The organism is Actinomadura kijaniata NBRC 14229 (assembly GCF_001552175.1).
Classification (GTDB): domain Bacteria; phylum Actinomycetota; class Actinomycetes; order Streptosporangiales; family Streptosporangiaceae; genus Spirillospora; species Spirillospora kijaniata.
The window spans coordinates 1-19,799 of sequence record NZ_BCQR01000204.1; the positions used below are offsets into that span (position 1 = coordinate 1).

At 74.5% G+C, this 19,799-nt stretch carries 22 protein-coding genes and 1 pseudogene; 7 read left to right on the forward strand and 16 right to left on the reverse strand.

What is annotated here, in order from left to right:
* Window positions 1–757: pseudogene (locus AKI01S_RS52160) on the forward strand (hypothetical protein); the annotation flags it as partial.
* A 5-nt stretch (window positions 758–762) separates the two neighbouring features.
* On the opposite strand, the gene AKI01S_RS42645 reads toward AKI01S_RS52160, so the two are convergent.
* The 8 genes from AKI01S_RS42645 to AKI01S_RS42680 are packed head-to-tail and all read right to left on the reverse strand — an operon-like array spanning window position 763 to window position 9,221.
* Window positions 763–1,626 (reverse strand): ATP-binding cassette domain-containing protein, encoded by an 864-nt coding sequence (locus AKI01S_RS42645; RefSeq protein ID WP_067831617.1) that lies wholly within the window; start codon window positions 1,624–1,626, stop codon window positions 763–765.
* Window positions 1,623–2,675, reverse strand: a complete 1,053-nt coding sequence (locus AKI01S_RS42650; protein ID WP_067831619.1) for an ABC transporter permease — start codon at window positions 2,673–2,675, stop codon at window positions 1,623–1,625. Before AKI01S_RS42650 ends, AKI01S_RS42645 begins: the two co-directional genes overlap by 4 nt.
* Window positions 2,672–3,646 (reverse strand): sugar ABC transporter substrate-binding protein, encoded by a 975-nt coding sequence (locus AKI01S_RS42655; protein ID WP_067831621.1) that lies wholly within the window; start codon window positions 3,644–3,646, stop codon window positions 2,672–2,674. The genes AKI01S_RS42650 and AKI01S_RS42655 overlap by 4 nt, the downstream gene beginning before the upstream one ends.
* 45 nt (window positions 3,647–3,691) lie before the next feature.
* Window positions 3,692–5,536: a 3D-(3,5/4)-trihydroxycyclohexane-1,2-dione acylhydrolase (decyclizing) gene (gene iolD, locus AKI01S_RS42660; protein ID WP_218010034.1), complete on the reverse strand. Its 1,845-nt coding sequence runs from the start codon at window positions 5,534–5,536 to the stop codon at window positions 3,692–3,694.
* Window positions 5,533–6,390 (reverse strand): 5-deoxy-glucuronate isomerase, encoded by an 858-nt coding sequence (iolB, locus tag AKI01S_RS42665; RefSeq protein WP_067831625.1) that lies wholly within the window; start codon window positions 6,388–6,390, stop codon window positions 5,533–5,535. The genes iolD and iolB overlap by 4 nt, the downstream gene beginning before the upstream one ends.
* 1 nt (window position 6,391) lies before the next feature.
* Complete coding sequence (iolC, locus tag AKI01S_RS42670) at window positions 6,392–7,351, reverse strand: 5-dehydro-2-deoxygluconokinase (protein ID WP_067831627.1); 960 nt, start codon at window positions 7,349–7,351, stop codon at window positions 6,392–6,394.
* Window positions 7,348–8,205: a TIM barrel protein gene (locus AKI01S_RS42675; RefSeq protein ID WP_067831629.1), complete on the reverse strand. Its 858-nt coding sequence runs from the start codon at window positions 8,203–8,205 to the stop codon at window positions 7,348–7,350. The genes iolC and AKI01S_RS42675 overlap by 4 nt, the downstream gene beginning before the upstream one ends.
* A complete protein-coding gene (locus tag AKI01S_RS42680) occupies window positions 8,202–9,221 on the reverse strand; it encodes a Gfo/Idh/MocA family protein (RefSeq protein ID WP_067831631.1) in 1,020 nt (339 codons plus the stop codon). The genes AKI01S_RS42675 and AKI01S_RS42680 overlap by 4 nt, the downstream gene beginning before the upstream one ends.
* Window positions 9,222–9,389: 168 nt before the next feature.
* Here AKI01S_RS42680 and AKI01S_RS42685 point away from each other — a divergent pair, with 168 nt between their 5' ends.
* Entirely contained in the window at window positions 9,390–10,967 is a 1,578-nt protein-coding gene (locus tag AKI01S_RS42685) for a nitroreductase/quinone reductase family protein (RefSeq protein WP_067831632.1), read from the forward strand.
* Window positions 10,968–10,993: 26 nt separating this feature from the next.
* On the opposite strand, the gene AKI01S_RS42690 is transcribed toward AKI01S_RS42685, so the two are convergent.
* Window positions 10,994–11,482, reverse strand: coding sequence for a VanZ family protein (locus AKI01S_RS42690; RefSeq protein ID WP_245682017.1), 489 nt, complete (start codon window positions 11,480–11,482; stop codon window positions 10,994–10,996).
* Window positions 11,483–11,728: 246 nt separating this feature from the next.
* Here AKI01S_RS42690 and AKI01S_RS42695 point away from each other — a divergent pair, with 246 nt between their 5' ends.
* The gene (locus AKI01S_RS42695; protein WP_067831633.1) at window positions 11,729–12,283 is read left to right on the forward strand and encodes a hypothetical protein; all 555 of its coding nucleotides are present in this window, start codon (window positions 11,729–11,731) and stop codon (window positions 12,281–12,283) included.
* Here the strand turns inward: AKI01S_RS42695 and AKI01S_RS42700 are convergent.
* The 4 genes from AKI01S_RS42700 to lon all read right to left on the reverse strand — a co-directional run bounded on the left by AKI01S_RS42700 (window position 12,270) and on the right by lon (window position 16,127).
* The gene (locus AKI01S_RS42700) at window positions 12,270–12,809 is read right to left on the reverse strand and encodes a DUF8617 domain-containing protein (RefSeq protein WP_067831634.1); all 540 of its coding nucleotides are present in this window, start codon (window positions 12,807–12,809) and stop codon (window positions 12,270–12,272) included. The genes AKI01S_RS42695 and AKI01S_RS42700 overlap by 14 nt on opposite strands.
* 36 nt (window positions 12,810–12,845) lie before the next feature.
* A complete protein-coding gene (locus AKI01S_RS42705) occupies window positions 12,846–13,211 on the reverse strand; it encodes a hypothetical protein (protein WP_067831635.1) in 366 nt (121 codons plus the stop codon).
* Window positions 13,212–13,222: 11 nt separating this feature from the next.
* Window positions 13,223–13,612: a DUF2267 domain-containing protein gene (locus tag AKI01S_RS42710; RefSeq protein WP_067831637.1), complete on the reverse strand. Its 390-nt coding sequence runs from the start codon at window positions 13,610–13,612 to the stop codon at window positions 13,223–13,225.
* 121 nt (window positions 13,613–13,733) lie between these two features.
* Window positions 13,734–16,127, reverse strand: a complete 2,394-nt coding sequence (gene lon, locus AKI01S_RS42715; RefSeq protein WP_067831639.1) for an endopeptidase La — start codon at window positions 16,125–16,127, stop codon at window positions 13,734–13,736.
* Between the two features lie 226 nt (window positions 16,128–16,353).
* Here lon and AKI01S_RS42720 point away from each other — a divergent pair, with 226 nt between their 5' ends.
* Window positions 16,354–16,611, forward strand: coding sequence for a hypothetical protein (locus AKI01S_RS42720; protein ID WP_067831641.1), 258 nt, complete (start codon window positions 16,354–16,356; stop codon window positions 16,609–16,611).
* 125 nt (window positions 16,612–16,736) lie between these two features.
* On the opposite strand, the gene AKI01S_RS42725 is transcribed toward AKI01S_RS42720, so the two are convergent.
* Window positions 16,737–17,381, reverse strand: coding sequence for a permease prefix domain 1-containing protein (locus tag AKI01S_RS42725; protein ID WP_067831643.1), 645 nt, complete (start codon window positions 17,379–17,381; stop codon window positions 16,737–16,739).
* On the reverse strand, window positions 17,378–17,707 hold the full coding sequence (locus tag AKI01S_RS42730) for a PadR family transcriptional regulator (protein WP_067831645.1): 330 nt from the start codon (window positions 17,705–17,707) through the stop codon (window positions 17,378–17,380). Before AKI01S_RS42730 ends, AKI01S_RS42725 begins: the two co-directional genes overlap by 4 nt.
* Window positions 17,708–17,789: 82 nt before the next feature.
* Between AKI01S_RS42730 and AKI01S_RS42735 the strand changes: the two genes are divergently transcribed.
* Together AKI01S_RS42735 and AKI01S_RS42740 are read left to right on the forward strand one after the other, a co-directional pair.
* A complete protein-coding gene (locus AKI01S_RS42735) occupies window positions 17,790–18,233 on the forward strand; it encodes a hypothetical protein (protein WP_067831647.1) in 444 nt (147 codons plus the stop codon).
* Between the two features lie 3 nt (window positions 18,234–18,236).
* The gene (locus AKI01S_RS42740) at window positions 18,237–18,479 is read left to right on the forward strand and encodes a DUF3817 domain-containing protein (protein ID WP_067831649.1); all 243 of its coding nucleotides are present in this window, start codon (window positions 18,237–18,239) and stop codon (window positions 18,477–18,479) included.
* On the opposite strand, the gene AKI01S_RS42745 is transcribed toward AKI01S_RS42740, so the two are convergent.
* Window positions 18,463–19,041, reverse strand: coding sequence for a TetR/AcrR family transcriptional regulator (locus AKI01S_RS42745; protein ID WP_067831654.1), 579 nt, complete (start codon window positions 19,039–19,041; stop codon window positions 18,463–18,465). The genes AKI01S_RS42740 and AKI01S_RS42745 overlap by 17 nt on opposite strands.
* Before the next feature lie 89 nt (window positions 19,042–19,130).
* Between AKI01S_RS42745 and AKI01S_RS42750 the strand changes: the two genes are divergently transcribed.
* Window positions 19,131–19,799: MFS transporter (locus AKI01S_RS42750; RefSeq protein ID WP_157420554.1), on the forward strand; the 669-nt coding region annotated here is incomplete at its 3' end.

Consider the following 19,799-nt stretch of genomic DNA (forward strand, 5'->3'; position numbering starts at 1 on the left):
GGCCGGGGGGACGGCCGCGACCGCGGGCTCGTCGGGGGTCCTGTCGGCGCTCGGCGCCAAGGGCGCGGTGGCGGTGGCGGGCACGGCCGTCGTCGGCACCACGGCGGCGGGGATCGGCGTCTACCAGGCGACCAGGCCCGACCCGGCCGAACGCCGCGTCGCCGCCGCGCCCTCCTCCCCCGCCGCCCTGCCGGGCCGCCCGGTGGCCGTCGGCCCCCTGCGCCTCACCCTGTCCGAGGGGTGGAAGGTCACCCGCCTGCCGTCGGCACCCGGCCGCGGCGGGGCCAGCCACCGGGTCAACTTCCCCGGCCGCTGCCCCTCCGCCGAGACCACGCGCATCATGAAGGACACCTACAACGACGCCTGCCCCGGCTTCGCCGTGCTGGACGAGCACGGGATGCGCTGGAGGGCGGACGACGTCAACAACGCGGGCGTCTACCAGCGCGGCCGGTTCTTCCACCCGGCCAACGACGTCGGCCACGTCTGCCCGCCCAGCCCCGACATGACCAAGCACATCGGCGCGCTCGGCGAGCGCCGGGTCCGGCAGGGGACCGCGCGGGTCGGGAACCGCACGGCCGAGTACTACGAGTGGCGGATGCGCTGCGTGGCCACCGACAACACCACCGGGCGGGTACTCCCCTCGGAACCGCGTTTCACCCAGCGCACCTGGCTGTTCCCGCAGTCCAGGATCCTGGTCGTGGACGAGTGGAACACCCCGAACCTCGACCGGATCCTGGAGCGGGCGACCTGGATCTGACGCGTTCAGTCCTCCTTCGTGGCGTGCAGTCCCTTCGCCTCCCGGGCGAGCTCCTCGGCCGCCGCCGTGCCGGCGCGGTCGTCGTCGGAGGTGGACTGGAGTTCGTGGGCGAGCTCCTCCAGTTCCGCGCCGCCCGCCATCAGCGCGGTCAGCTCCTCGCGCGTGATCTCGGACTTGGCGCAGTGGTGCAGGCTCCGCCCGCGCTTGAGGACCAGGAAGCGGTCCCCGACCGGGTAGGCGTGGTGCGGGTTGTGGGTGATGAACACGACGCCGAGGCCGCGTTCGCGGGCCTGGACGATGTAGCGCAGCACCACCCCGGCCTGCTTGACGCCGAGCGCGGCGGTCGGCTCGTCCAGGATGAGGACCTTCGCGCCGAAGTGGACGGCGCGGGCGATCGCCACGCACTGGCGTTCGCCGCCCGACAGGGTGCCGATCGGCTGGTCCACGTCCCGCAGGTCGATGCCCATGCGCAGCAGCTCCTCCCGGGCGGTGCGGCGCATGTACGGGATGTCCATCAGCCCGAACGCGCGGCGCTTCTCCGAGCCGAGGAAGAAGTTCCGCCACACGGGCATCAGCGGGACGACCGCCAGGTCCTGGTAGACGGTGGCGATGCCCCGGTCCAGGGCCTCCCGGGGCGAGGCGAAGGAGACCTCCTCGCCCTGCACGCGCAGGACGCCCTCGTCGTGCCGGTGCAACCCGGAGATGATCTTGATGAGGGTGGACTTGCCCGCGCCGTTGTCGCCCAGCACGCAGGTGACCTCGCCCGCCGACACGTCCAGCGACACACCGTGCAGCGCGATGATGTTGCCGTAGTGCTTGCCGACGCCGTCCAGCTCGACCAGCGGCGTCCCGTTCCGCGCGTCGGTCATCTCGACTGCTCCACTCTGCGGCGGACGACCAGGTTGACGACGGTGGCCACCAGCAGCATCGCGCCGAGGAAGAACTTGAACCAGTCGGGGTTCCACTCGGCGTACACGATGCCCTTGTTGACCATGCCGAAGATGAACGCGCCGATCGCCGCCCCGATCGCCGAGCCGTAGCCGCCGGTCAGCAGGCAGCCGCCGATGACGGCGCAGATGATGTAGAAGAACTCGTTGCCGACGCCCTCGCCGGACTGCACGGTCGCGAACGCGAACACCAGGTGCATCCCGGAGAACCAGGCGCAGAACGCCACGCCCATGAACAGCCCGATCCGGGTGCGGTCGACCGGGACGCCGACGGCGCGGGCGCTGGCCGCGTTCCCGCCCACCGCGAAGATCCAGTTGCCGACGCGGGTGCGCAGCAGGATCCAGGTGGCGACGGCGACGAACACCAGCCACCAGAACACGGTCATGTTGACCTGCACGCCGCCGACCTGGACGTCGGCGGCGAACACGGCGCGGGCGGAGGCGAAGCCGTCCATGTCGCGGACCGAGTCGGAGGCGACGTTGCCGGTGACCAGCTTGGTGACGCCGAGGTTCGCCCCGGCCAGCATGAAGAACGTGCCGAGGGTGATGATGAAGCTCGGCAGGCCCGTCCGCACGTACAGCAGCCCGTTGAGGAACCCGAGCGCCAGCGTCAGCACCAGCGAGACCAGCACGCCCACCCACAGGTTCAGGGTGAGCTGGTAGCCGACCAGCGCGGCGATCAGCGCGGAGGTGGTGACCATCACCCCGGCCGACAGGTCGAACTCGCCGCCGATCATCAGCAGCGCCACCCCGACCGCCATGATCCCGAACGTGGAGGAGGCGTACAGCACCGTCGAGAACGACGGGGCCTGGAGGAACGCGTCGGCGACGACCGAGAAGAACACGAACACCGCGATCGCGCCGAGCAGCGCGCCCAGCTCGGGCCGGGCCAGCAGGCGGCGCGCCGGGGACCGCCGGCCGAGCCGCTCGTCGGCCGCGGCCGACGGCGGCCGCGCCACGGCCTGGCTCACCGGGTCCCCCGGTTGGCGAACGCCTCGATGGAGGCGGCGTTGTCGCCGCTGACGATGGCCGGGCCGGTCAGCACCGGGCGGCCGCCGCCGAGGTGGTTGCCGTTGGTCTTCATCAGCCACAGCCCGTCCACGGCCTGGTAGCCCTGCAGGTAGGGCTGCTGGTCCACGGCGAACGCGATCGCGCCGCCCTTGATGGAGGCGACCAGCTCCTTGTTCATGTCGAAGGTGGCGACCTTGGCCTTGCCGCCGGTCTCCCGCACCACGTCCACGGCGGTGTTGGCGAACGGCGCGCCGAGGGTGAGGATGCCGTCGATGCCCTTGTCGGCCTGGAGCTTGGCGGTGAGCGAGGACTTGACCTGCGGCATGTTGGTGCCCTGCACGAACAGGTTCTGCAGGTCGCCGCCGAAGGTCTTGCGGGCCCCGGCGCAGCGGTCCTCCAGGCCCACGTTGCCCTGCTCGTGGATCACGCACAGCGCCTTCTTCGAGCCGATCTTGGCGAGCTGGGTCCCGGCGGCCTCCCCGGCGACCTTCTCGTCCTGCCCGAAGTGGACCAGCGCGCCCAGCCGCGCCGACGCGTCGGCGCCCGAGTTGATCGACACGACCGGGATGCTCGCGGCCTTGGCCCGGGCGAGCACGTCGCGCATCGCGTCGGGCTTGGCGAGGGTGACGATGATGCCGTCGACCTTCTTGTCGATGGCGGACTGGACGAGCTGGGCCTGCTTGCCGCCGTCGGGGTCGGCCGAGTACAGCAGCTCGACGTTGTCCTTGGCGGCGGCGGCCCGCGCGCCCTTCTGCACGACGTCCCAGAAGGTGTCGCCCTGGCCCGAGTGCGTCACCATCGCGACCTTCAGGCGCGGTCCCTTCGCCGGGTCGGCCGCCTGCTCGGCCTTGCGTCCTCCCGAGCCGCTGCACGCGCTCAACGCGAGCACCGCCGCCGCGGCGACGCTCACCAGACGAAACGTTCCCTTCATCGGGGGCTCTCCGTTCTCCCTGGGGGGTGGGATGAATCGTAGGGATCAGAGATGGTGCCGTCGCGCCCGTCGATCTTTTTCGTACCGGGCGCGGGCCTGCCGGGTGGAGTCCAGGGCCGCGACCTCGGCGACCGGGACGTCCCACCAGGCCTCGCTGTCGGGAGCCGGGAGCAGCGGATCGGTCTCGACGCGCACGACCGTGGTCCGGGTGGCGGCCCGGGCTCGCCGGAGAGCGGTGCGCAGTTCGTCGGCGGTGGCGGCGCGGATGACGTCGGCGCCGAGGCTGGCGGCGTTGGCGGCCAGGTCCACCGGCAGCGGGCCGCCGTCCAGGCCGGTGTCGGTGCGGGCGCGGTAGCGGGTGCCGAACCGCTGCGCGCCGACCGACTCCGACAGATTTCCGATGGAGGCGTAGCCCTGGTTGTCGACCAGCACGACGACGAGCTTGATCCCCTCGGCGACGGCGGTGGCGATCTCCTGCGCCATCATCAGGTACGAGCCGTCGCCGACCATGACGAACACCTCGCGGTCGGGGGCGGCCAGCTTCACCCCGAGCCCGCCGGCGATCTCGTAGCCCATGCAGGAGTAGCCGTACTCGACGTGGTAGCCCTTGGGGTCGCGGGCGCGCCAGAGCTTGTGCAGGTCGCCGGGCATGGACCCGGCGGCGCACACGACGACGTCGCGGGGCCCGCTCGCGTCGTTGACGGCGGCGATGACCTCGGCCTGGGCGACCGGGACGCGGCCCCGCGGCGCGCAGGCCGCGTCGACGGCCGCGTTCCAGCGGGTGGTCAGCGCGGCGATCTCCTCGCGGTAGGCGTCGGCGACGGTGTGGCCCGCCAGCGCGGCGGCCAGCGCCCGCAGCCCCTCGCGGGCGTCGGCGACCAGGGGGACGCCGGCGAGCTTGACGGCGTCGAGGCGGGCGACGTTGAGGTTGACGAACCGGACGCCCTCGCGGGCGAACGCGGTGCGCGAGGCGGTGGTGAAGTCGCTGTAGCGGGTGCCGATCCCGAGCACCACGTCGGCCTCGCGGGCCAGGGCGTTGGCGGCGGGGGTGCCGGTCGCGCCGATCGCGCCGGCCGACTGGGGGTGGTCCCACGGCAGCGCGCCCTTGCCCGCCTGGGTCTCGGCGACGGGGATGCCGGTCCGCTCGGCGAACGCGCGCAGCTCGTCGGTGGCGCGCGCGTAGATCACGCCGCCGCCCGCGACGACCAGGGGGCGTTCGGCGGCGGCCAGCAGCGCGGCGGCCTCGGTGACCGCGTCGGTCTCGGGCAGCGGGCGCGGCACCCGCCACACGCGCGGGGCGAACAGCTCCTCCGGCCAGTCGTGCGCCTCGGCCTGCACGTCCTGCGGCAGGGCGAGGGTGACCGCGCCGGTCTCGGCCGGGTCGGTGAGCACGCGCATCGCGGCCAGCAGCGCCGAGGGGAGCTGCTCGGGCCGGTTGATCCGGTCCCAGTACCTGGATACCGGTCTGAGGGTGTCGTTGACCGACACGTCGTGGGAGCGGGCGTCCTCCAGTTCCTGGAGGACGGGGTTGGCGGTGCGGGTGGCGAAGACGTCGCCGGGCAGCAGCAGCACCGGCAGCCGGTTGACGGTCGCCAGGGCGGCGCCGGTGACCAGGTTGGTCGCGCCGGGGCCGATCGAGGTGGTGCAGGCGAAGGTGGCGAGCCGGTCGGTCATCCGCGCGTACCCGGCGGCGGTGTGGACCATGGCCTGCTCGTTGCGGGCCATGAAGTAGGGGAACCCCTCCTCCAGGAGGGCCTGGCCGAGGCCCGCGACGTTGCCGTGGCCGAAGATGCCGAAGCAGCCCGCGAAGAACGGGCGGCGCTCGCCGTCGCGTTCGGAGTGCTGGGCGGCCAGGAAGCGGACCAGGGCCTGCCCGACGGTGAGTCTCACGGTGCCTCCTGCGCGCTGGTGAGGGGAAGGCGGGGGTCGAGGGGCAGGCCGGGCCAGGTGTCGCGGACCGCGGCCTCGGCGGGGTCGTCGGTGATGCGCCAGGCGCGTTCGGGCGACGGGCCCGCCATGACGTTGAGGTAGTACAGGTCGTGGCCGGGCGGGGACATCGCCGGGCCGTGCCAGCCGTGCGGGACCAGCACCACGTCACCGGTGCGGACCTCGGCGAGCACGTCGATGGGGCGCTCCTCGGTGCCGTACACGCGCATGTAGCCGCGGCCCCCGTCGCGGACGGCGAAGTAGTAGATCTCCTCCAGCTCCGACTCGTGGGCGGTCTGCTCGTCGTGCTTGTGCGGCGGGAACGACGACCAGCAGCCGCCGGGCGTCAGCACCTCGCAGGCGATGAGCCGGTCGGCGTGCGGGAAGCCCTCGGGGGTGCAGAAGTTGGTGACCTGGCGGCTGGCCGCCCCCGCGCCGCGCAGCTCGACCGGGACCTCCTCGGCGGGGCCGTAGCGCGGGGCCAGGCGGTCGTCGCAGCGGGCGGCGGGCAGCGCGAACCGGCCCTCCCCGGTGACGGTGACGCGGCTGTCGCGGGGGACGTAGGCGAAGTCGGTGACGCGGGTGAACACGCTCCGGCGTCCGCGCAGGTCGAACTTCTCGCCCTCGCAGGTGACGGTGAACCCCCCGGCCAGCGGCAGCACGACCGTCTCGAACCCGCCGGTGTCGAAGGTGTGGGACTCCCCGGCGGGCAGGTCCAGCACGCGCAGGGCGGTGTGCGACCAGCCCGCGGTCTCGGGCGTGACGTACACGTCGTAGGGGCCGCGGCGGGCGGCCCCGGCGGGCAGGTGCGGCTTCATGTCAGCCCTTCCCCTCTCGTAGCAGGGCCTCGACCTCGGCGGTGGTGGGCATGGCGGCCGAGCACGCCAGCCGGGACGCCACGATCGCCCCGGCCGCCCCGGCGAACGCGAGCAGGCGCTCCAGGTCCCAGCCCGCCAGCAGGCCGTGGCAGACCGCCCCGCCGAACGCGTCGCCCGCGCCCAGCCCGTTGACGACCTCGACCGGGACCGGCGGCCTCTCGACGGTCCCGGCCCGGGTGGCGGCCAGCACGCCGTCCGGGCCGCGCTTGACGATCGCCAGGTCCAGGCCCAGGTCCAGCAGCGCGGCGGCGGCGCGGCGCGGGTCGCGTTCCCCGACGGCGACCTCGCACTCGTCGACGTTGCCGACGGCGACGGTCGCGTGCTCCAGCGCGCGGCGGACCAGCGGGCGGGCCCGGCCGGGGTCGCGCCACAGCATCGGCCGCCAGTCCAGGTCCAGGACGGTCGTGCCCGGGTGGGCCTCCAGCGCGGTCAGCGTGGCGGTGCGGCTCGGCTCCTCCGACAGGCCCGTGACGGTCGCCCACATGACGCGGGCGGCGGCGATGGCGTCCAGGTCGAGTTCCCCGGCACGGATCTCCAGGTCGGGGGCCTTGGGGTGGCGGTAGAAGTACAGCGGGAAGTCGTCGGGCGGGAAGATCTCGCAGAACGCCAGCGGCGTCGGCAGCCCCGGCACCGCCGACACGAACCGGTCGTCCACCCCGTACTCCTTGAGCGCCCGGCGCACGAACCGGCCGAACGGGTCGTCGCCGGTCCGCGTGACGACGGCGGTGGAGCGGCCGTGGCGGGCGGCGGCGACGGCGACGTTGGTGGGGCTGCCGCCGAGGTACCTGCCGAACGTCTCCACGTCCTCCAGCGGTACCCCGATGTCGCGCGGGTAGACGTCGACGCTGACGCGGCCCATCGTGATGAGGTCGTGGGCGGCACGGGCGTGGGCGGCGTTCATCGCGTCGCCTCCGCCAGGAAGGCCAGGCTCCGCCGCACGTCGTCGCGCGGCCCGGCGCCCGGCGCGGGCTCGGCGGTGAGGACCGTGTCCTGTTCCATGACGTACCAGCCTCCGTACCCGGCCGCCTCCAGCGTGCTGACGATCTCGGCGATGTCGACGTCCCCCCGGCCGAGCGGCCGGTACATGCCGCCGGCGACCGCCTCGGTGTAGCCGAGGTCGCCGGTCAGGACCCGCTGGGCCAGGGCCGCGTCGACGTCCTTGAGGTGGACGTGCCCGATCCGGTCGGCGGCCGAACGGGCGAGCGCGACCGGATCGGTGCCGCCGACCATCAGGTGCCCGGTGTCCAGGCACAGCGGGATCGCGGAGCCGTCGAGGACGCGTTCGACCTCGGCGCGGCGTTCCACGACCGTGCCGACGTGCGGGTGCAGGGTGGCGAGGCGGCCCCGGTCGGCGGCCAGCCGGGCGACGGCGTCGAGCCGGTCCAGCAGCGCCGCCCAGGCGGCGGCGTCCGGTTCCGGCCGCTGGTCGTAGCCGTCCCGGCCGGTGGCGGCGGCCAGCACCAGCACCGCGCCACCGGGCAGCGCGTCCATCGCGCGGACGACCTCCGGGAGCGGGTCGTGGCCGGGTTCGTGCAGGACGGCGGGGACGAACGCGCCCGCCAGCGCGAGGCCGTCGCGGGCCAGCAGGGCGTCGCGTTCGCGCGGGTCGGCGGGCAGGAAGCCCTCGGGTCCCAGCTCGGTGGCGGCCAGGCCGAGCTCCCGCATCTCGGCCAGCACGCGGGACGGCGCCATCTGGTGGCCCCACCCCGGCACCTCGCACACGCCCCAGGAGATCGGCGCGCCCGCGACCCTCATCGCGCCACCCCCGCGGCGCGGCGGACCTCGGCGGGATCGACGGCGCGGCCCTCGCGCAGCGACAGGTCGCACGCCTCGGCCAGGCAGAACGCCTCCAGCGCCTCCTCGGGCGGGCACGGGTTGGCGCGCCGCCCGGCGGCGACCTCGACGAACGCGCGCAGCTCGGCGTCGTAGGCGTCGGCGAAGCGGTCGAGGAAGCCCTCGTAGGCGCGCTGCGGCTGCCGGTCGCCCGGCACGGGGGTGACGGGGGTGCGCGGGTCGAGCCCGGCGGCCAGGCTGTCCTTGGAGCCGAACAGCTCCAGCCGCACGTCGTACCCGGCGGCGTTGTAGCGGGTCGCCGCGACCAGCCCGAGCGTGCCGTCGTCGAGGACCAGCAGCGCCGCGCCGGTGTCGACGTCGCCGTGCTCGCGGAACATCGCGTCGCCCCGGTTGGCCCCGGCGGCGGTGACCCGGACGACCTCGCGGCCGGTGACGTGGCGGATGGAGTCCAGGTCGTGGATCACGCAGTCGCGGAACAGGCCGCCCGAGGTGGGCAGGTAGGAGGCGGGCGGCGGCGCGGGGTCGAGGGTGCAGGAGCGGACGGTGTGCAGCCAGCCGAGCGTCCCGGCGGCGACGGCCTCGCGGGCGGCCTGGTACCCGGCGTCGAAGCGGCGCTGGAAGCCGACCTGTACCGGGACCCGGGCGGCGCGGGCGGCGGACACGATTTGGAACGTTCCATCAAGGTCCGTGGCGAGCGGTTTCTCGCAGAACACCGGAATGCGGGCGGCCACCGCCGCACCGACGAGCGGGGCGTGCGCGGCGGAGGCGGCGGCGACCACCAGGCCGTCGAGCCCGGCGGTGAACAGGTCCTCCACCGGGTCCACCGCGACGGCGGCCCCGCCGAGTCCGGCGGCCAGCTTGCGGGCCCGCGCGGGGTCGGCGTCGGCCACCACCAGCGACTCGATCTCGGGCAGTTGACACAGGGCGGCGGCGTGACGCGCTCCGATGCGCCCCGCCCCGGCCAGTCCGATCCTCATGGCTCCCCTCCCGGTCGGCGGTAGGTGCGCCCCGAGTGTGATGGAGCGTTCCAGGGCCGTCAATGGCCGGGACGGGCCCTTCCCCGCAATGGTGGCGACCGAAAAAGTCCCGCCCCGCGGCGGGTCCAGAGGTTCCCTCCAATGCCTAACAAGCGCTAGTTTTCTCGCATGCGGGTCTTCCTCACCGGCGCGTCCGGCTTCGTCGGCTCCTACACCGCGCGCGCCCTGCTGGCCGCCGGGCACCGGCCGCGCGCCCTGGTCCGCGACCCCGGCAAGACCGCCAAGGTGCTCGCCGCGATCGGCGTCGCCGCCGAGGACGTCGAGCTGGTCCCCGGCGACATGCTGGACGCCGCCGCCGTCGCCGAGGCGATGCGCGGCTGCGACGCGGCGATCCACACCGCCGCCGCGATCGGCGTCACCGGCCCCGCCTCCCCCGGCAACGGCGCGCGGCCGTCCTCCGCCCCGCCCGGCGGCGCGCGGCCGGACCTCCTCCAGGTGAACGTGCGCGGCACCCGGAACGTCGTGGGCGGCGCGGTCGAGGCGGGTCTGGCGCCGGTGGTCCACGTGTCGACGATCGCGGTGTTCGTGCCGCCCGCCGGTCCGGTCATCACCGCCGCCTCGCCGCTGGCGTCGCCGCGCAACGACTACGGGCGCTCCAAGCTGGCCGCCGAGCGGTACGTGCGGGAACTCCAGGACGGCGGCGCCCCGGTCGTCGTCGTGTATCCGGGCGGGGTGTGCGGGCCGCACCAGCCGACGCTGGACGCGCTCATGGAGGGCATGGCCGGGGCGCTCGGCAGGATGTGGCCGCTGCCGCCGGGCGGGGTCTCGGTCGTCGACGTGCGCGACCTGGGCGAGGCCCTGGCCCGCGCGGTCTCGGCCGGCCGGGGCGGTGAGCGGTGGCTGCTGGGCGGGCACCATCTCACCTGGCCGCGGTACGCGGACCTGTGCGACTCGCTGACCGGGGTGCCGTGCCGCCGGCTGCGCGTTCCCGGCGGCGCGCTGCTCGGCGCCGGAACGCTGCTGGACGCCGCCAAGCGGGTGCGGCCGTTCGACTACCCCCTGACCCGCGACGCCGCCGAGTTCATGGTGACGCTGGTGCCGACCGACGACGAACCGGCGCTGGCCGCCCTGGACCTGACGTTGCGGCCGGTGCGGGAGACCGTCGCGGACTCCCTGCGCTGGCTCGCCGAGGCGGGACACCTCGATCCCCGCAGGGCCGGGCGGATGGCGCCCGGCGGTAAGGAGCGACTCACGATGCCCCAGCAGACCTTCGCGCGGCGCGCGTTCGGCCCCCTCATGACGAGGGTGTCGGGCGCGCGGTGGTTCTCCAGGGTGGGACCGAGGATCGTGCCGCCGCTCGACCGGGCGCTGCACCGGGCCTCGGGCGGGCGGTTCCTGCTGGGGCAGGCGCTCGTGCCGAGCCTGGTGCTCACCACGACCGGCGCGGTCAGCGGCCTGCCGCGCACGACGCCGCTGGCGTGCATGCCCGACGAGGACGGCTCGTGGGTGGTGGTCGGCTCCAACTTCGGCCGCGAGAAGCACCCGGCGTGGACGGGGAACCTGCTGAAGCACCCCGACGCGCAGGTGTCGTTCCGGGGCCGCACCGTCCCGGTCACCGCGCGGCTGCTCTCCGACGAGGAGCGCGCCGAGGTGTGGCCGAGGCTGCTGAAGGTGTGGCCGGTCTACGACCGCTACGTGGAGCGGGTGGAACGACAGCTGCGCGTCTTCAGGCTGACACCGCGTTAGCCGACACCGCGTTAGCCGACACCGGGTCAGCCGCGCATGGCGCGGGAGACCCTGCGGCCCAGGAACAGGTAGGCGAGCACGGCCCCGGCGGTGTTGAGGATGACGTCGTCGATGTCGAACGCGCGCCCCAGCACCAGCAGGCCCTGAACGCACTCGATGGCCAGCGACAGCAGCGCCACGACGACCGCCAGGCGGAACAGCCCGCGCAGCCGCACCGAGATCCACGGCAGCAGCACGCCGAGCGGGGCGAGCAGCAGGACGTTCCCGCCGATCTGCAGCAGCGCCTCCCTGGTGGGGCGTTCCAGGTAGAAGCGGAGCGAGTTGCCGGGGCGGAGGTTGCCGCCGGCCTGGCCGTTGTCCTGGACGGGCATCAGGGTGAGGCGGAACGCGTAGTAGAAGAACACCCCCAGCGCTCCCAGTGCCACCAGCACGCCCGCCATCCGCAGCAGGACCACGTACCAGGGGGCGCGTTCCTCCCGGGACGTCGTGTGTCGCATCTCCGCCGTGCTCGTCACCTTTCGCTCCTCGCGTCTCGTCGGATCCCAGGGGGCCTTGCCCCACGCTTGGTCCCCGCTTGACCGACATTCATGCGCTCGGAGCACGGTCCGTCCCGACACGATCGCGGACGGCGTCCGGACGGGGTCGACGAGCTGCGGCGGAGGCGCACGGCGCCGCCCACCGAGGAGGGCCCGGGGCCGACCGGACCACCGCGCCTTCCGCTCCAGTACGCTCCCACCACCGCGGCGGTGGGAGCGAGGGACATGGACCAGCGGACGGACGGGCGCCAGGAGGCACGGTGGAAGCGGGCCGTCGTCCCGCTCATCGTCGGGCTCGCGCTCGGTTTCACCGGGTGGACGGGGTTCTCCGGCAAGTACCTGGACGCGCGGGCGGTCGTCGACCGGGGCGTTCCCGGCCGGTACACCGTGGACGCGTGCGACAGGATCCGGTCGTCCCGGTTCTGCTCGGGAACGTTCCGCTCCGACGACGGCCGGGTCACGCGGCGGTACGTGCGTCCCTTCGACGAGCACGACACCGACGGCGTGGACCCCGGCGGCGCCTACCCCGCGCGGCTGCCGGCGTCCGGCGGGCCCGGCGCCGAGGCGGTGCGCGCCGACACCGGAGCGCTCGACCGGCTCCGGTGGCGCGGCGTCGGCTGGGGCGGGCTCGGACTGCTCGGGGTCGTCGTCGCGGCGTTCGGCGTGCTGGCCGCGGTCCGCCGCCCCGGGGAGAACGCCCGGATGGCGCTCGGGTGCCTGCTGTCCCTGGCCGGCGTGGCGAGCGCGGGGATGTGGGCCGTCGGCCTCAGCCTGGGGTGACCCGGCCCGGGGCGGCCTCGGGCCACCGGTGGACCGTGCGCTCCCCCTCGCTGAGCAGCGCCGAACGCAGGATGTCCAGCGAGCGCAGGCGTGCGAACACCTCCCGGTAACGCCTCTCCAGCGCCTCCCGGGAGGTGAACTCCTCGAACCCCTCGTCGTCCGCCCCGCACGACCACCAGAGGTCGCCCGGCGCCCCGGGCCGCGAGGCGCGCCAGTACCCCCGCAGGTGGCCCTTCCAGCGTTCCCCGTGGACCGAGCCGAGCAGGTCCCGGGGGACGTCGGCCTCCGCCGGGTCGAAACGGTGCGGGCGGCCGTTCCGGTCGTCGACGTAGAGCCGGCCGCACGCGGCGCACTGCCACAGCGAGCGGCTCCACCTCCAGGCCCGTTCCCGGACCCGTTCGAGCGGGGCGTCGCCCTCGGGATGGAGGACGTCCTCCCAGTCCCGGTCGGCGATGAGCCGCGCCTTGTCCGGGAGGAAGTCGCTCTGGTCGACGATGACCGCCCCGCACACGCACCGGATCTTCATCCGCCCATCATGGCCGGGCGGCGCCGCGGCCCGGTGTCACTCGTCCCAGGGCGGGGTCTCGTCCATCTTCGCGTAGTACTTGGCCAGGTGGGCCTTGACCCTGGAGATCTCGTCCTTCGGAAGGTCCGCGCCGCCGCGGGCGCCGTCCAGCACGGCCGCGGCGGCGAAGATCCCGCGCGGGACGGCCTTGAGCTTCCCGCCGACCACGTCCGCGATCGGCAGCTTGTAGCTGGTGAAGTTGTCGGGCTTGTCGCCGTCATACCAGAGGTGCGCGTCGCGGTAGGCGGCGTTCGGCTCGTCCTCGGCGTCGGCCCAGGCGCGGACGCGTTTCTCCGCGGCCGGGCCGTCCCACTCGCGGTCCCGGTCGGCCAGCGGCAGGTCCTGGAACTTCGTGACGGTCATGGCGGTCTCCTTCAGGCTCCGAGCCCGGCCCGGCCGAACAGCGCGGCGTAGCCGGACGGGAGCCGGCCGGTGAGATGGTCGAGTTCGCCGGGCGGGACGGCGTCGGCCACGGTGCTCAGCACCGCGCCGGCGTCCCGCTCGGCGGCGCGGGAGCCGTCCCCGAGGCGTCCGGACACCCGGCGGCAGAACTCCTCGACGCCGAACCGGTCGGCCGACCCGCGCCCGGGGGCCAGCGCCCCCGCCAGCGAACCGGGAAGTTCCGCGGCCAGGTCCTTGGCCTCCCCCGCCGTGACGCGCTCGGCCAGCACCTGGAGCACCGCGACGGTGACCCGGCGCGCCTCGTCCTGGTCGGCGTACCCGCCCCGCTCGCGGACCCGGGCCAGGAACTCGTGGTCCCGCATGAGGTCCCTCCCCCACGACGTGGTCGTTCTCGCTCCCACCCGGCCGCCTAACCACTGTGAGGGGAGATAAACACGACGGGACCGCCCCTCCGGGGAGAGGCGGCCCCGTCGTCCCCGCGGGTCAGACCGCGACGACCTGCCGGGCGGGCTCCAGCGCCAGGTCCAGGACCTCGCGGACGTCACTGACGGTGTGGACGGTCATGCTCTCCAGCACCTCGGCGGGCACGTCCTCCAGGTCCGGCTCGTTGCGCTTGGGCACGATCGCGGTGGTGATCCCGAGCCGGGAGGCGGCCAGCAGCTTCTGCTTCAGGCCGCCGATCGGCAGGACCCGGCCGGTCAGCGACACCTCACCGGTCATCGCCACGTCCGGCCGGACCGGGCGGCCCGACAGCAGCGAGGCGAGGGCGGTGGTCATCGTGATGCCCGCGCTCGGCCCGTCCTTGGGCACGGCCCCGGCCGGGACGTGGACGTGCACCCCGCGGTCCTTCAGGTCGCCGACCGGCAGCTCCAGCTCGGCCCCGCGCGACCGCAGGTAGCTGAGCGCGATCTGCGCCGACTCCTTCATGACGTCGCCGAGCTGGCCGGTGAGCGTCACGCCCGTCCCGCCGGTCTCCGGGTCGGCCAGCGACGCCTCGATGTAGAGGACGTCGCCGCCCGCGCCGGTCACGGCCAGGCCGGTCGCCACGCCCGGGACGGCCGTGCGCCGCTCGGACCGGCTGAGCTCCGCCTCCGGCGTGAACCGGGGACGGCCCAGGTACTCCTTCAGGTCCGGCGCGTCCACGGTCAGCGGCAGGGCGGACCGGTCCAGGGCCACGTTCGCCGCGACCTTGCGCAGGACGCGGGCGACGGCGCGGTCCAGGGAGCGCACCCCGGCCTCCCGCGTGTACTCGGAGGCCAGCCTGCGCAGCGCCGCCTCGGTGAACGTCACCTCCTCGCCGTCCAGCCCGGCCTTCTCCAGCTCGCGCGGGACCAGGTGGTCGCGGGCGATGGTGACCTTCTCGTGCTCGGTGTAGCCGTCCAGCTCCACCAGCTCCATGCGGTCCAGCAGCGGGCCGGGGATCGCCTCGACCACGTTGGCGGTCGCCACGAACAGCACGTCGCTCAGGTCGAGCTCCACCTCCAGGTAGTGGTCGCGGAACGTGTGGTTCTGCTCGGGGTCCAGCACCTCCAGCAGCGCGGCGGTCGGGTCGCCCCGGTAGTCGGAGCCGACCTTGTCGATCTCGTCCAGCAGCACGACCGGGTTCATCGACCCCGCCTCGCGGACGGCGCGCACGATCCGGCCGGGCAGCGCGCCGACGTAGGTGCGCCGGTGGCCGCGGATCTCGGCCTCGTCGCGGACGCCGCCGAGCGCCACGCGCACGAACTCACGTCCCATCGCCCGCGCGATCGACTCGCCCAGGGAGGTCTTGCCGACCCCGGGAGGACCGGTCAGCGCCAGCACCGCGCCGCTGCGCCGCCCGCCGACGACGCCGAGGCCCCGCTCCTCGCGCCGCTTGCGCACGGCCAGGTACTCGATGATGCGCTCCTTGACGTCGTCGAGACCGGTGTGGTCGGCGTCCAGGATCGCCCGCGCGCCCGCGATGTCGTAGGAGTCCTCGCTGCGCTCGTTCCACGGGATGTCGAGGACGGTGTCCAGCCAGGTGCGGATCCAGCCGCCCTCGGGGGAGGCGTCGGAGGAGCGCTCCAGCTTGTCGACCTCCTTGAGCGCCGCCTCGCGGACCTTCTCGGGCAGGTTCGCGGCCTCGATGCGCTCGCGGTAGTCGTCCTCCTCGTCGGCCGGGTCGCCGTTGAGCTCGGCGAGCTCCTTGCGGACGGCCTCCAGCTGCTGCCGCAGGAGGTACTCGCGCTGGGTCTTCTCCATGCCCTCCTGGACGTCCTTGCGGATCGTCTCGGCGACGTCCAGCTCGGCCAGGTGCTCCCGCGCCCAGCCGATCACCAGGGTGAGCCGCTCGACGACGTCGGGGGTCTCCAGGACCTGGATCTTCTGGTCGTCGGTCAGGTAGGGCGCGTAGCCGGAGTTGTCGGCCAGCGTCGACGGGTCGTCGATCTGCTGCACCACGTCCACGACCTGCCACGCGCCGCGCTTCTGCAGGATGGCGCTGACCAGGCCCTTGTACTCCTTGGCCAGCTCGTTCGCGCGGCCGGTGGCCGGCGGCGTCTCGATCTGGACGCCCTCCACCCACAGCGCCGCGCCGGGTCCGGTGGTGCCCTGCCCGATGCGCACGCGGGACACCCCGCGCACGACGGCCCCCGGCTCGCCGCCGGGCAGCCGCCCCTCCTGCTCGATCACGCCGAGGGTCCCGACCGCCGTGTACTGCCCGTTGCGGCGGGGCACCAGCAGCACGCGCGGCTTGGCGGCCGAGCGGATGCCCGGGCCGGTGGGCCGCGCGACGGCCCGGGCGGCCTCGACGGCGGCGCGGACCTCGCCCTCAGACAGGTCCAGCGGAACGACCATGCCCGGCAGAACGGCCCCGTCGTCCAGAGGCAGCACCGGCAGCGTCAGGGTCTCGCTCATGCTTCAGCTCCAAGTCCGTGTTCGGGCGACTCAGGTTGAGTCATACACACTCAAGAAAACGGAGCACGAAATAATTTCCTCAGCAACGTTCGCTCTGAGCGATCATCCGGGGGGCCGGAAGTCCGGTTGACGGGCGGGAGTCCCGGGCGGTCGGGGACCCGGCCCGCACCGATGAGCCGTTCGACCCCGCCGGGTCCGGCCGTTCGGCTCCTGCGTCGGTCCACCGGTGGTGGCGGGCGGTGTCGTCCACGTCGCCGCCACGACGGGCACGGTGTCGGCGTTCGACACGGCGGCCGGCGCCCCGCGTTGGATCGTGGAGACCGGTGCGGAGGTGCTCCATCCCGTCCACCTCGCCCCTCTCGGGGATCAGTACCTCGAACACGGGCTGGCGGTGCTGCCCGGTGACGGGATCCTCCACGTCCGCACGAGCGCCGGTCTGGTGGCACTGCGTCAGCCCCCGGCGCGGGGCACTGAAGATCGTTAAGGTTCCGGCGGCGGCCGCCCCCTCAAGGAGTCATCCCATGCGCATGTTCCGCACGCTCGCCCTCGCCGCTCCCCTGCTCGCCGTCGCGCTCGGCGCGTCGGCGGCCCAGGCTGCGCCTCCTGACGTCAGGGGGCCAGGCGGGCGCAGGTGCGGCAGGCGCGGGCCGACGCGGCGACCCTGGCGTGCGAGACCAGCGTCAGGGCCCCGGTGAGGGCGGCCAGCCGCCAGTCCGCCGTCAGCAGGGCCGAGACCGTGACGGCCAGCGCCCCGACGCCCAGCGCCGCGCCCGCCGTGGTGCCCGTCCAGGCGACCAGCTCCGGCAGGCGGTGCGGGTCCGGCAGGCGGCGGGCGACCGTGCCGGTCGCGGCCAGCGCGGCGGCGGCGAGCACGGCCGTGACGACCGCGACGCCCCCGGCGTAAACGGCCAGCAGCCCGGCGACCAGGGACGCCGTTCCCGGGCCGGGGTCGCCCACCATCGTCCAGCAGGCCACCAGGAACGGGACGACGAGCGCGACCGTCCCGGCGGTGCGGCGCGCCTGGGCGACGGCCAGCTCCCGCTGGAAGTCGGGGGCGATCTCCTCGACCGCGCCGAAGTCGCGCACCGCCAGGCGGGCGGCCTCGTCGTCCGGCAGCCCCTCGGCCGCGAGGGCGTCGGCCGCGTCGAGGAGGCCGTCGCGCGCCTCCCGCACCATCCGGTCCCGGACGCGCGCCGGGCCGCGCAGCGCCGACGCCAGCGCCGTGACGTGCTCCTCGATCGCGGGCGCGGTCATGTCGCGGGCCCGGGGTCCAGCACCGCGCCGACGGCGGCGGTGAACGCGCGCCAGGCGCTGCGCTCCTCGGCCAGGGAGCGCCGGCCGGCGTCGGTCAGCTCGTAGCAGCGCCGTTTGCGCTCGCCCATCGCCTGCCATCCGCTGCGCAGCAGGCCGAGCCGCTCCAGCCGGTTCAGCGCCGGGTACACCGTCCCGGTCCGTAGCTCCAGCGCGCCGCCGCTGCGCTCCTGCACCGCCGCGATGATCGCGTAACCGTGCAGCGGACCCGACTCCAGCGCGGCCAGCAGCAGGCCGTCCAGATGCCCGCGCACCGCATCACCCTTCATGAGTAGGCAGCCTACACAACCGAAGTGTTGGCGTGCTATGTATTGGTAGCCAACATATTGGCGACCTACTCAAGGAGCCCGCATGACCAAACTGCTGCTGTCGATCCACGTCCTGGCGGCGATCCTGGCGATCGGGCCGGTCGCGGTGGCCGCCTCGCTGTTCCCCCGGTACGCGCGGGAGTCACCCGGCACGGCCGCGTTCCTGTACCGCGTCTGCCGCGGCTACACCGTGGTGGGCGTCGCCGTCCCGGCGTTCGGCGCGGCCACCGGCGCCCGCATGGGGGTGCTGGGCGACGCCTGGCTGGTGACGTCGATCGCGTTGACCACGGTCGCCGCGATCCTGCTGGTGGGGGCCATCCTGCCCGGCCAGCAGCGCCTGCTGGCCGCGACGGGCACGGGGACGGACACGGTGGTGACGCGCGCGACGGCCACCCGGCTGTCCATGATGACCGGCGTGTTCAACCTGCTGTGGGCGACCGTCACCGTCCTGATGATCGTCCGCCCCGGCTCCACCACGGGGGCGTGACCGATGCGCGCACTCCGCGTCGCCGCCGCCGTCGAGGCGCTCTCGCTGGCCCTCCTGCTGGTCAACCTGGCGACCGTCCACACCGAAGTGATCACCTCGCTCGGCGGGCCGGTGCACGGCACCGCCTACCTGGCCACCCTCGCCGCGACCTGGCTCGTCCCGGCCACGGCCGGAACCCGGTGGCGGGCCGCCGTGCCCGGCGTCGGCGGCCTGCTGGCCCTGCGCCACCTCAGCCGGACGGGCTGAGCTCCGCGTCCTGGGCGAGCAGCAGTTCGGCGATCGCCCGGGCACGCAGGGCGGGGCGGGCGGAACGGTCGCGCAGCGCGGTGACGATCGCCCCGTCCAGCAGCAGCACCAGCCGCTGCGCCAGCTCCTCGCGCCCGGCCCCGTCGGCGGGATGACCGGAGTCCGCCAGCAGCCGCCCGAAGAAGTCGGCGACGGCGCGCTTGTGCTCCTCGGCCAGCGCGTAGACGGGGTGGTCGCGGTCGCCGGTCTCGGCCATGGCGTTGACGAACGAGCAGCCGTGGAAGTCCTCCCGCCCGAACCGCCCGGCCATCACGTCGAACACGGCGAGGGGGTGGCCCCCGCGCGCGGCGACCTCCGCGTCCAGCTCGCGACGCCACCTCTCGTCGCGCTCCCGCAGGACCGCCGCGACCAGGTCGTCCTTCCCGGCGAAGTGCCGGTAGAACGACGCGCGGCCCACCCCGGACGCCGCCAGCAGGCGTTCCACGCCCACCCCGCGGATCCCCTCGGCGTAGAAGAGCTCCTCGGCGGCCTGCAGGAGCCGGTCACGGGCACGGGTCGGCATGCCGCCCACGATAGCCGACCTTGACCAGAAACGGTACCGATCAGTACCGTCCACAAACGGAACTGATCGGTACCGTTTTTGGAGTGCCCATGACCTCACCACCCCGCCCGTCCCCCGTGGCCGCCACGGCCGTTCCCGCGCCGCGCGGAGGCGTCCCGGCGCGGGCGCTCGTACTGGCGGGCGGAACGTTCGCCATCGGGACCGACGCGTTCGTCGTCGCGGGCGTGCTGCCCGGCATCGCCGGCTCGCTGGGGGTCGGCGTCCCGGCGGCGGGCCAGCTGGTGACCGTGTTCGCCCTGGCCTACGCGCTGCTGTCACCCGTCATGGCCGCCGCGACCGGCGCCTGGCCCCGGCGGCGGGTGCTGCTGACCGGGCTGGTGGTGCTCGCGCTCGGCAACGCCGCCACCGCCCTGGCGCCCGGCTACGGCTGGGTGCTGGCCGCCCGAGCGGTCGCCGCGGCCGGAGCGGCGATGTTCACCCCGGCCGCCGGGGCGACCGCCGCCGCCCTGGCGGCTCCCGAGCACCGGGGCCGCGCGCTGTCGTACGTGTCGGTCGGGCTGGTGTCCTCCACCGCGCTGGGCGTCCCGCTCGGCACGCTGCTCGGCGAGGCCGTGTCGTGGCGGGGGACGATCTGGTTCGTCACCGCGCTGGCCGCCGTCGCCGCGCTGGCCGTCGCGCTGTGGCTGCCCCCCGTGCCCGCCCCGCCCGCCGTCGGCCTGCGGCGGCGGCTGGCCCCGCTGGGCGACCGGCGGGTGGCG

Bases quoted from the DNA above. Each gene is read 5' to 3' on its own strand.
- AKI01S_RS42645 (WP_067831617.1), bottom strand. From the start codon at position 1,626: ATGACCGACGCGCGGAACGGGACGCCGCTGGTCGAGCTGGACGGCGTC.
- AKI01S_RS42705 (WP_067831635.1), bottom strand. From the start codon at position 13,211: ATGACCGTCACGAAGTTCCAGGACCTGCCGCTGGCCGACCGGGACCGC.
- AKI01S_RS42710 (WP_067831637.1), bottom strand. From the start codon at position 13,612: ATGCGGGACCACGAGTTCCTGGCCCGGGTCCGCGAGCGGGGCGGGTAC.
- AKI01S_RS42695 (WP_067831633.1), top strand. From the start codon at position 11,729: ATGGACCAGCGGACGGACGGGCGCCAGGAGGCACGGTGGAAGCGGGCC.
- AKI01S_RS42700 (WP_067831634.1), bottom strand. From the start codon at position 12,809: ATGAAGATCCGGTGCGTGTGCGGGGCGGTCATCGTCGACCAGAGCGAC.
- AKI01S_RS42735 (WP_067831647.1), top strand. From the start codon at position 17,790: ATGACCAAACTGCTGCTGTCGATCCACGTCCTGGCGGCGATCCTGGCG.
- lon (WP_067831639.1), bottom strand. From the start codon at position 16,127: ATGAGCGAGACCCTGACGCTGCCGGTGCTGCCTCTGGACGACGGGGCC.
- AKI01S_RS42730 (WP_067831645.1), bottom strand. From the start codon at position 17,707: ATGAAGGGTGATGCGGTGCGCGGGCATCTGGACGGCCTGCTGCTGGCC.
- iolC (WP_067831627.1), bottom strand. From the start codon at position 7,351: ATGAACGCCGCCCACGCCCGTGCCGCCCACGACCTCATCACGATGGGC.
- iolB (WP_067831625.1), bottom strand. From the start codon at position 6,390: ATGAAGCCGCACCTGCCCGCCGGGGCCGCCCGCCGCGGCCCCTACGAC.
- AKI01S_RS42680 (WP_067831631.1), bottom strand. From the start codon at position 9,221: ATGAGGATCGGACTGGCCGGGGCGGGGCGCATCGGAGCGCGTCACGCC.
- AKI01S_RS42685 (WP_067831632.1), top strand. From the start codon at position 9,390: ATGCGGGTCTTCCTCACCGGCGCGTCCGGCTTCGTCGGCTCCTACACC.
- AKI01S_RS42655 (WP_067831621.1), bottom strand. From the start codon at position 3,646: ATGAAGGGAACGTTTCGTCTGGTGAGCGTCGCCGCGGCGGCGGTGCTC.
- AKI01S_RS42740 (WP_067831649.1), top strand. From the start codon at position 18,237: ATGCGCGCACTCCGCGTCGCCGCCGCCGTCGAGGCGCTCTCGCTGGCC.
- AKI01S_RS42675 (WP_067831629.1), bottom strand. From the start codon at position 8,205: ATGAGGGTCGCGGGCGCGCCGATCTCCTGGGGCGTGTGCGAGGTGCCG.
- AKI01S_RS42745 (WP_067831654.1), bottom strand. From the start codon at position 19,041: ATGCCGACCCGTGCCCGTGACCGGCTCCTGCAGGCCGCCGAGGAGCTC.
- AKI01S_RS42725 (WP_067831643.1), bottom strand. From the start codon at position 17,381: ATGACCGCGCCCGCGATCGAGGAGCACGTCACGGCGCTGGCGTCGGCG.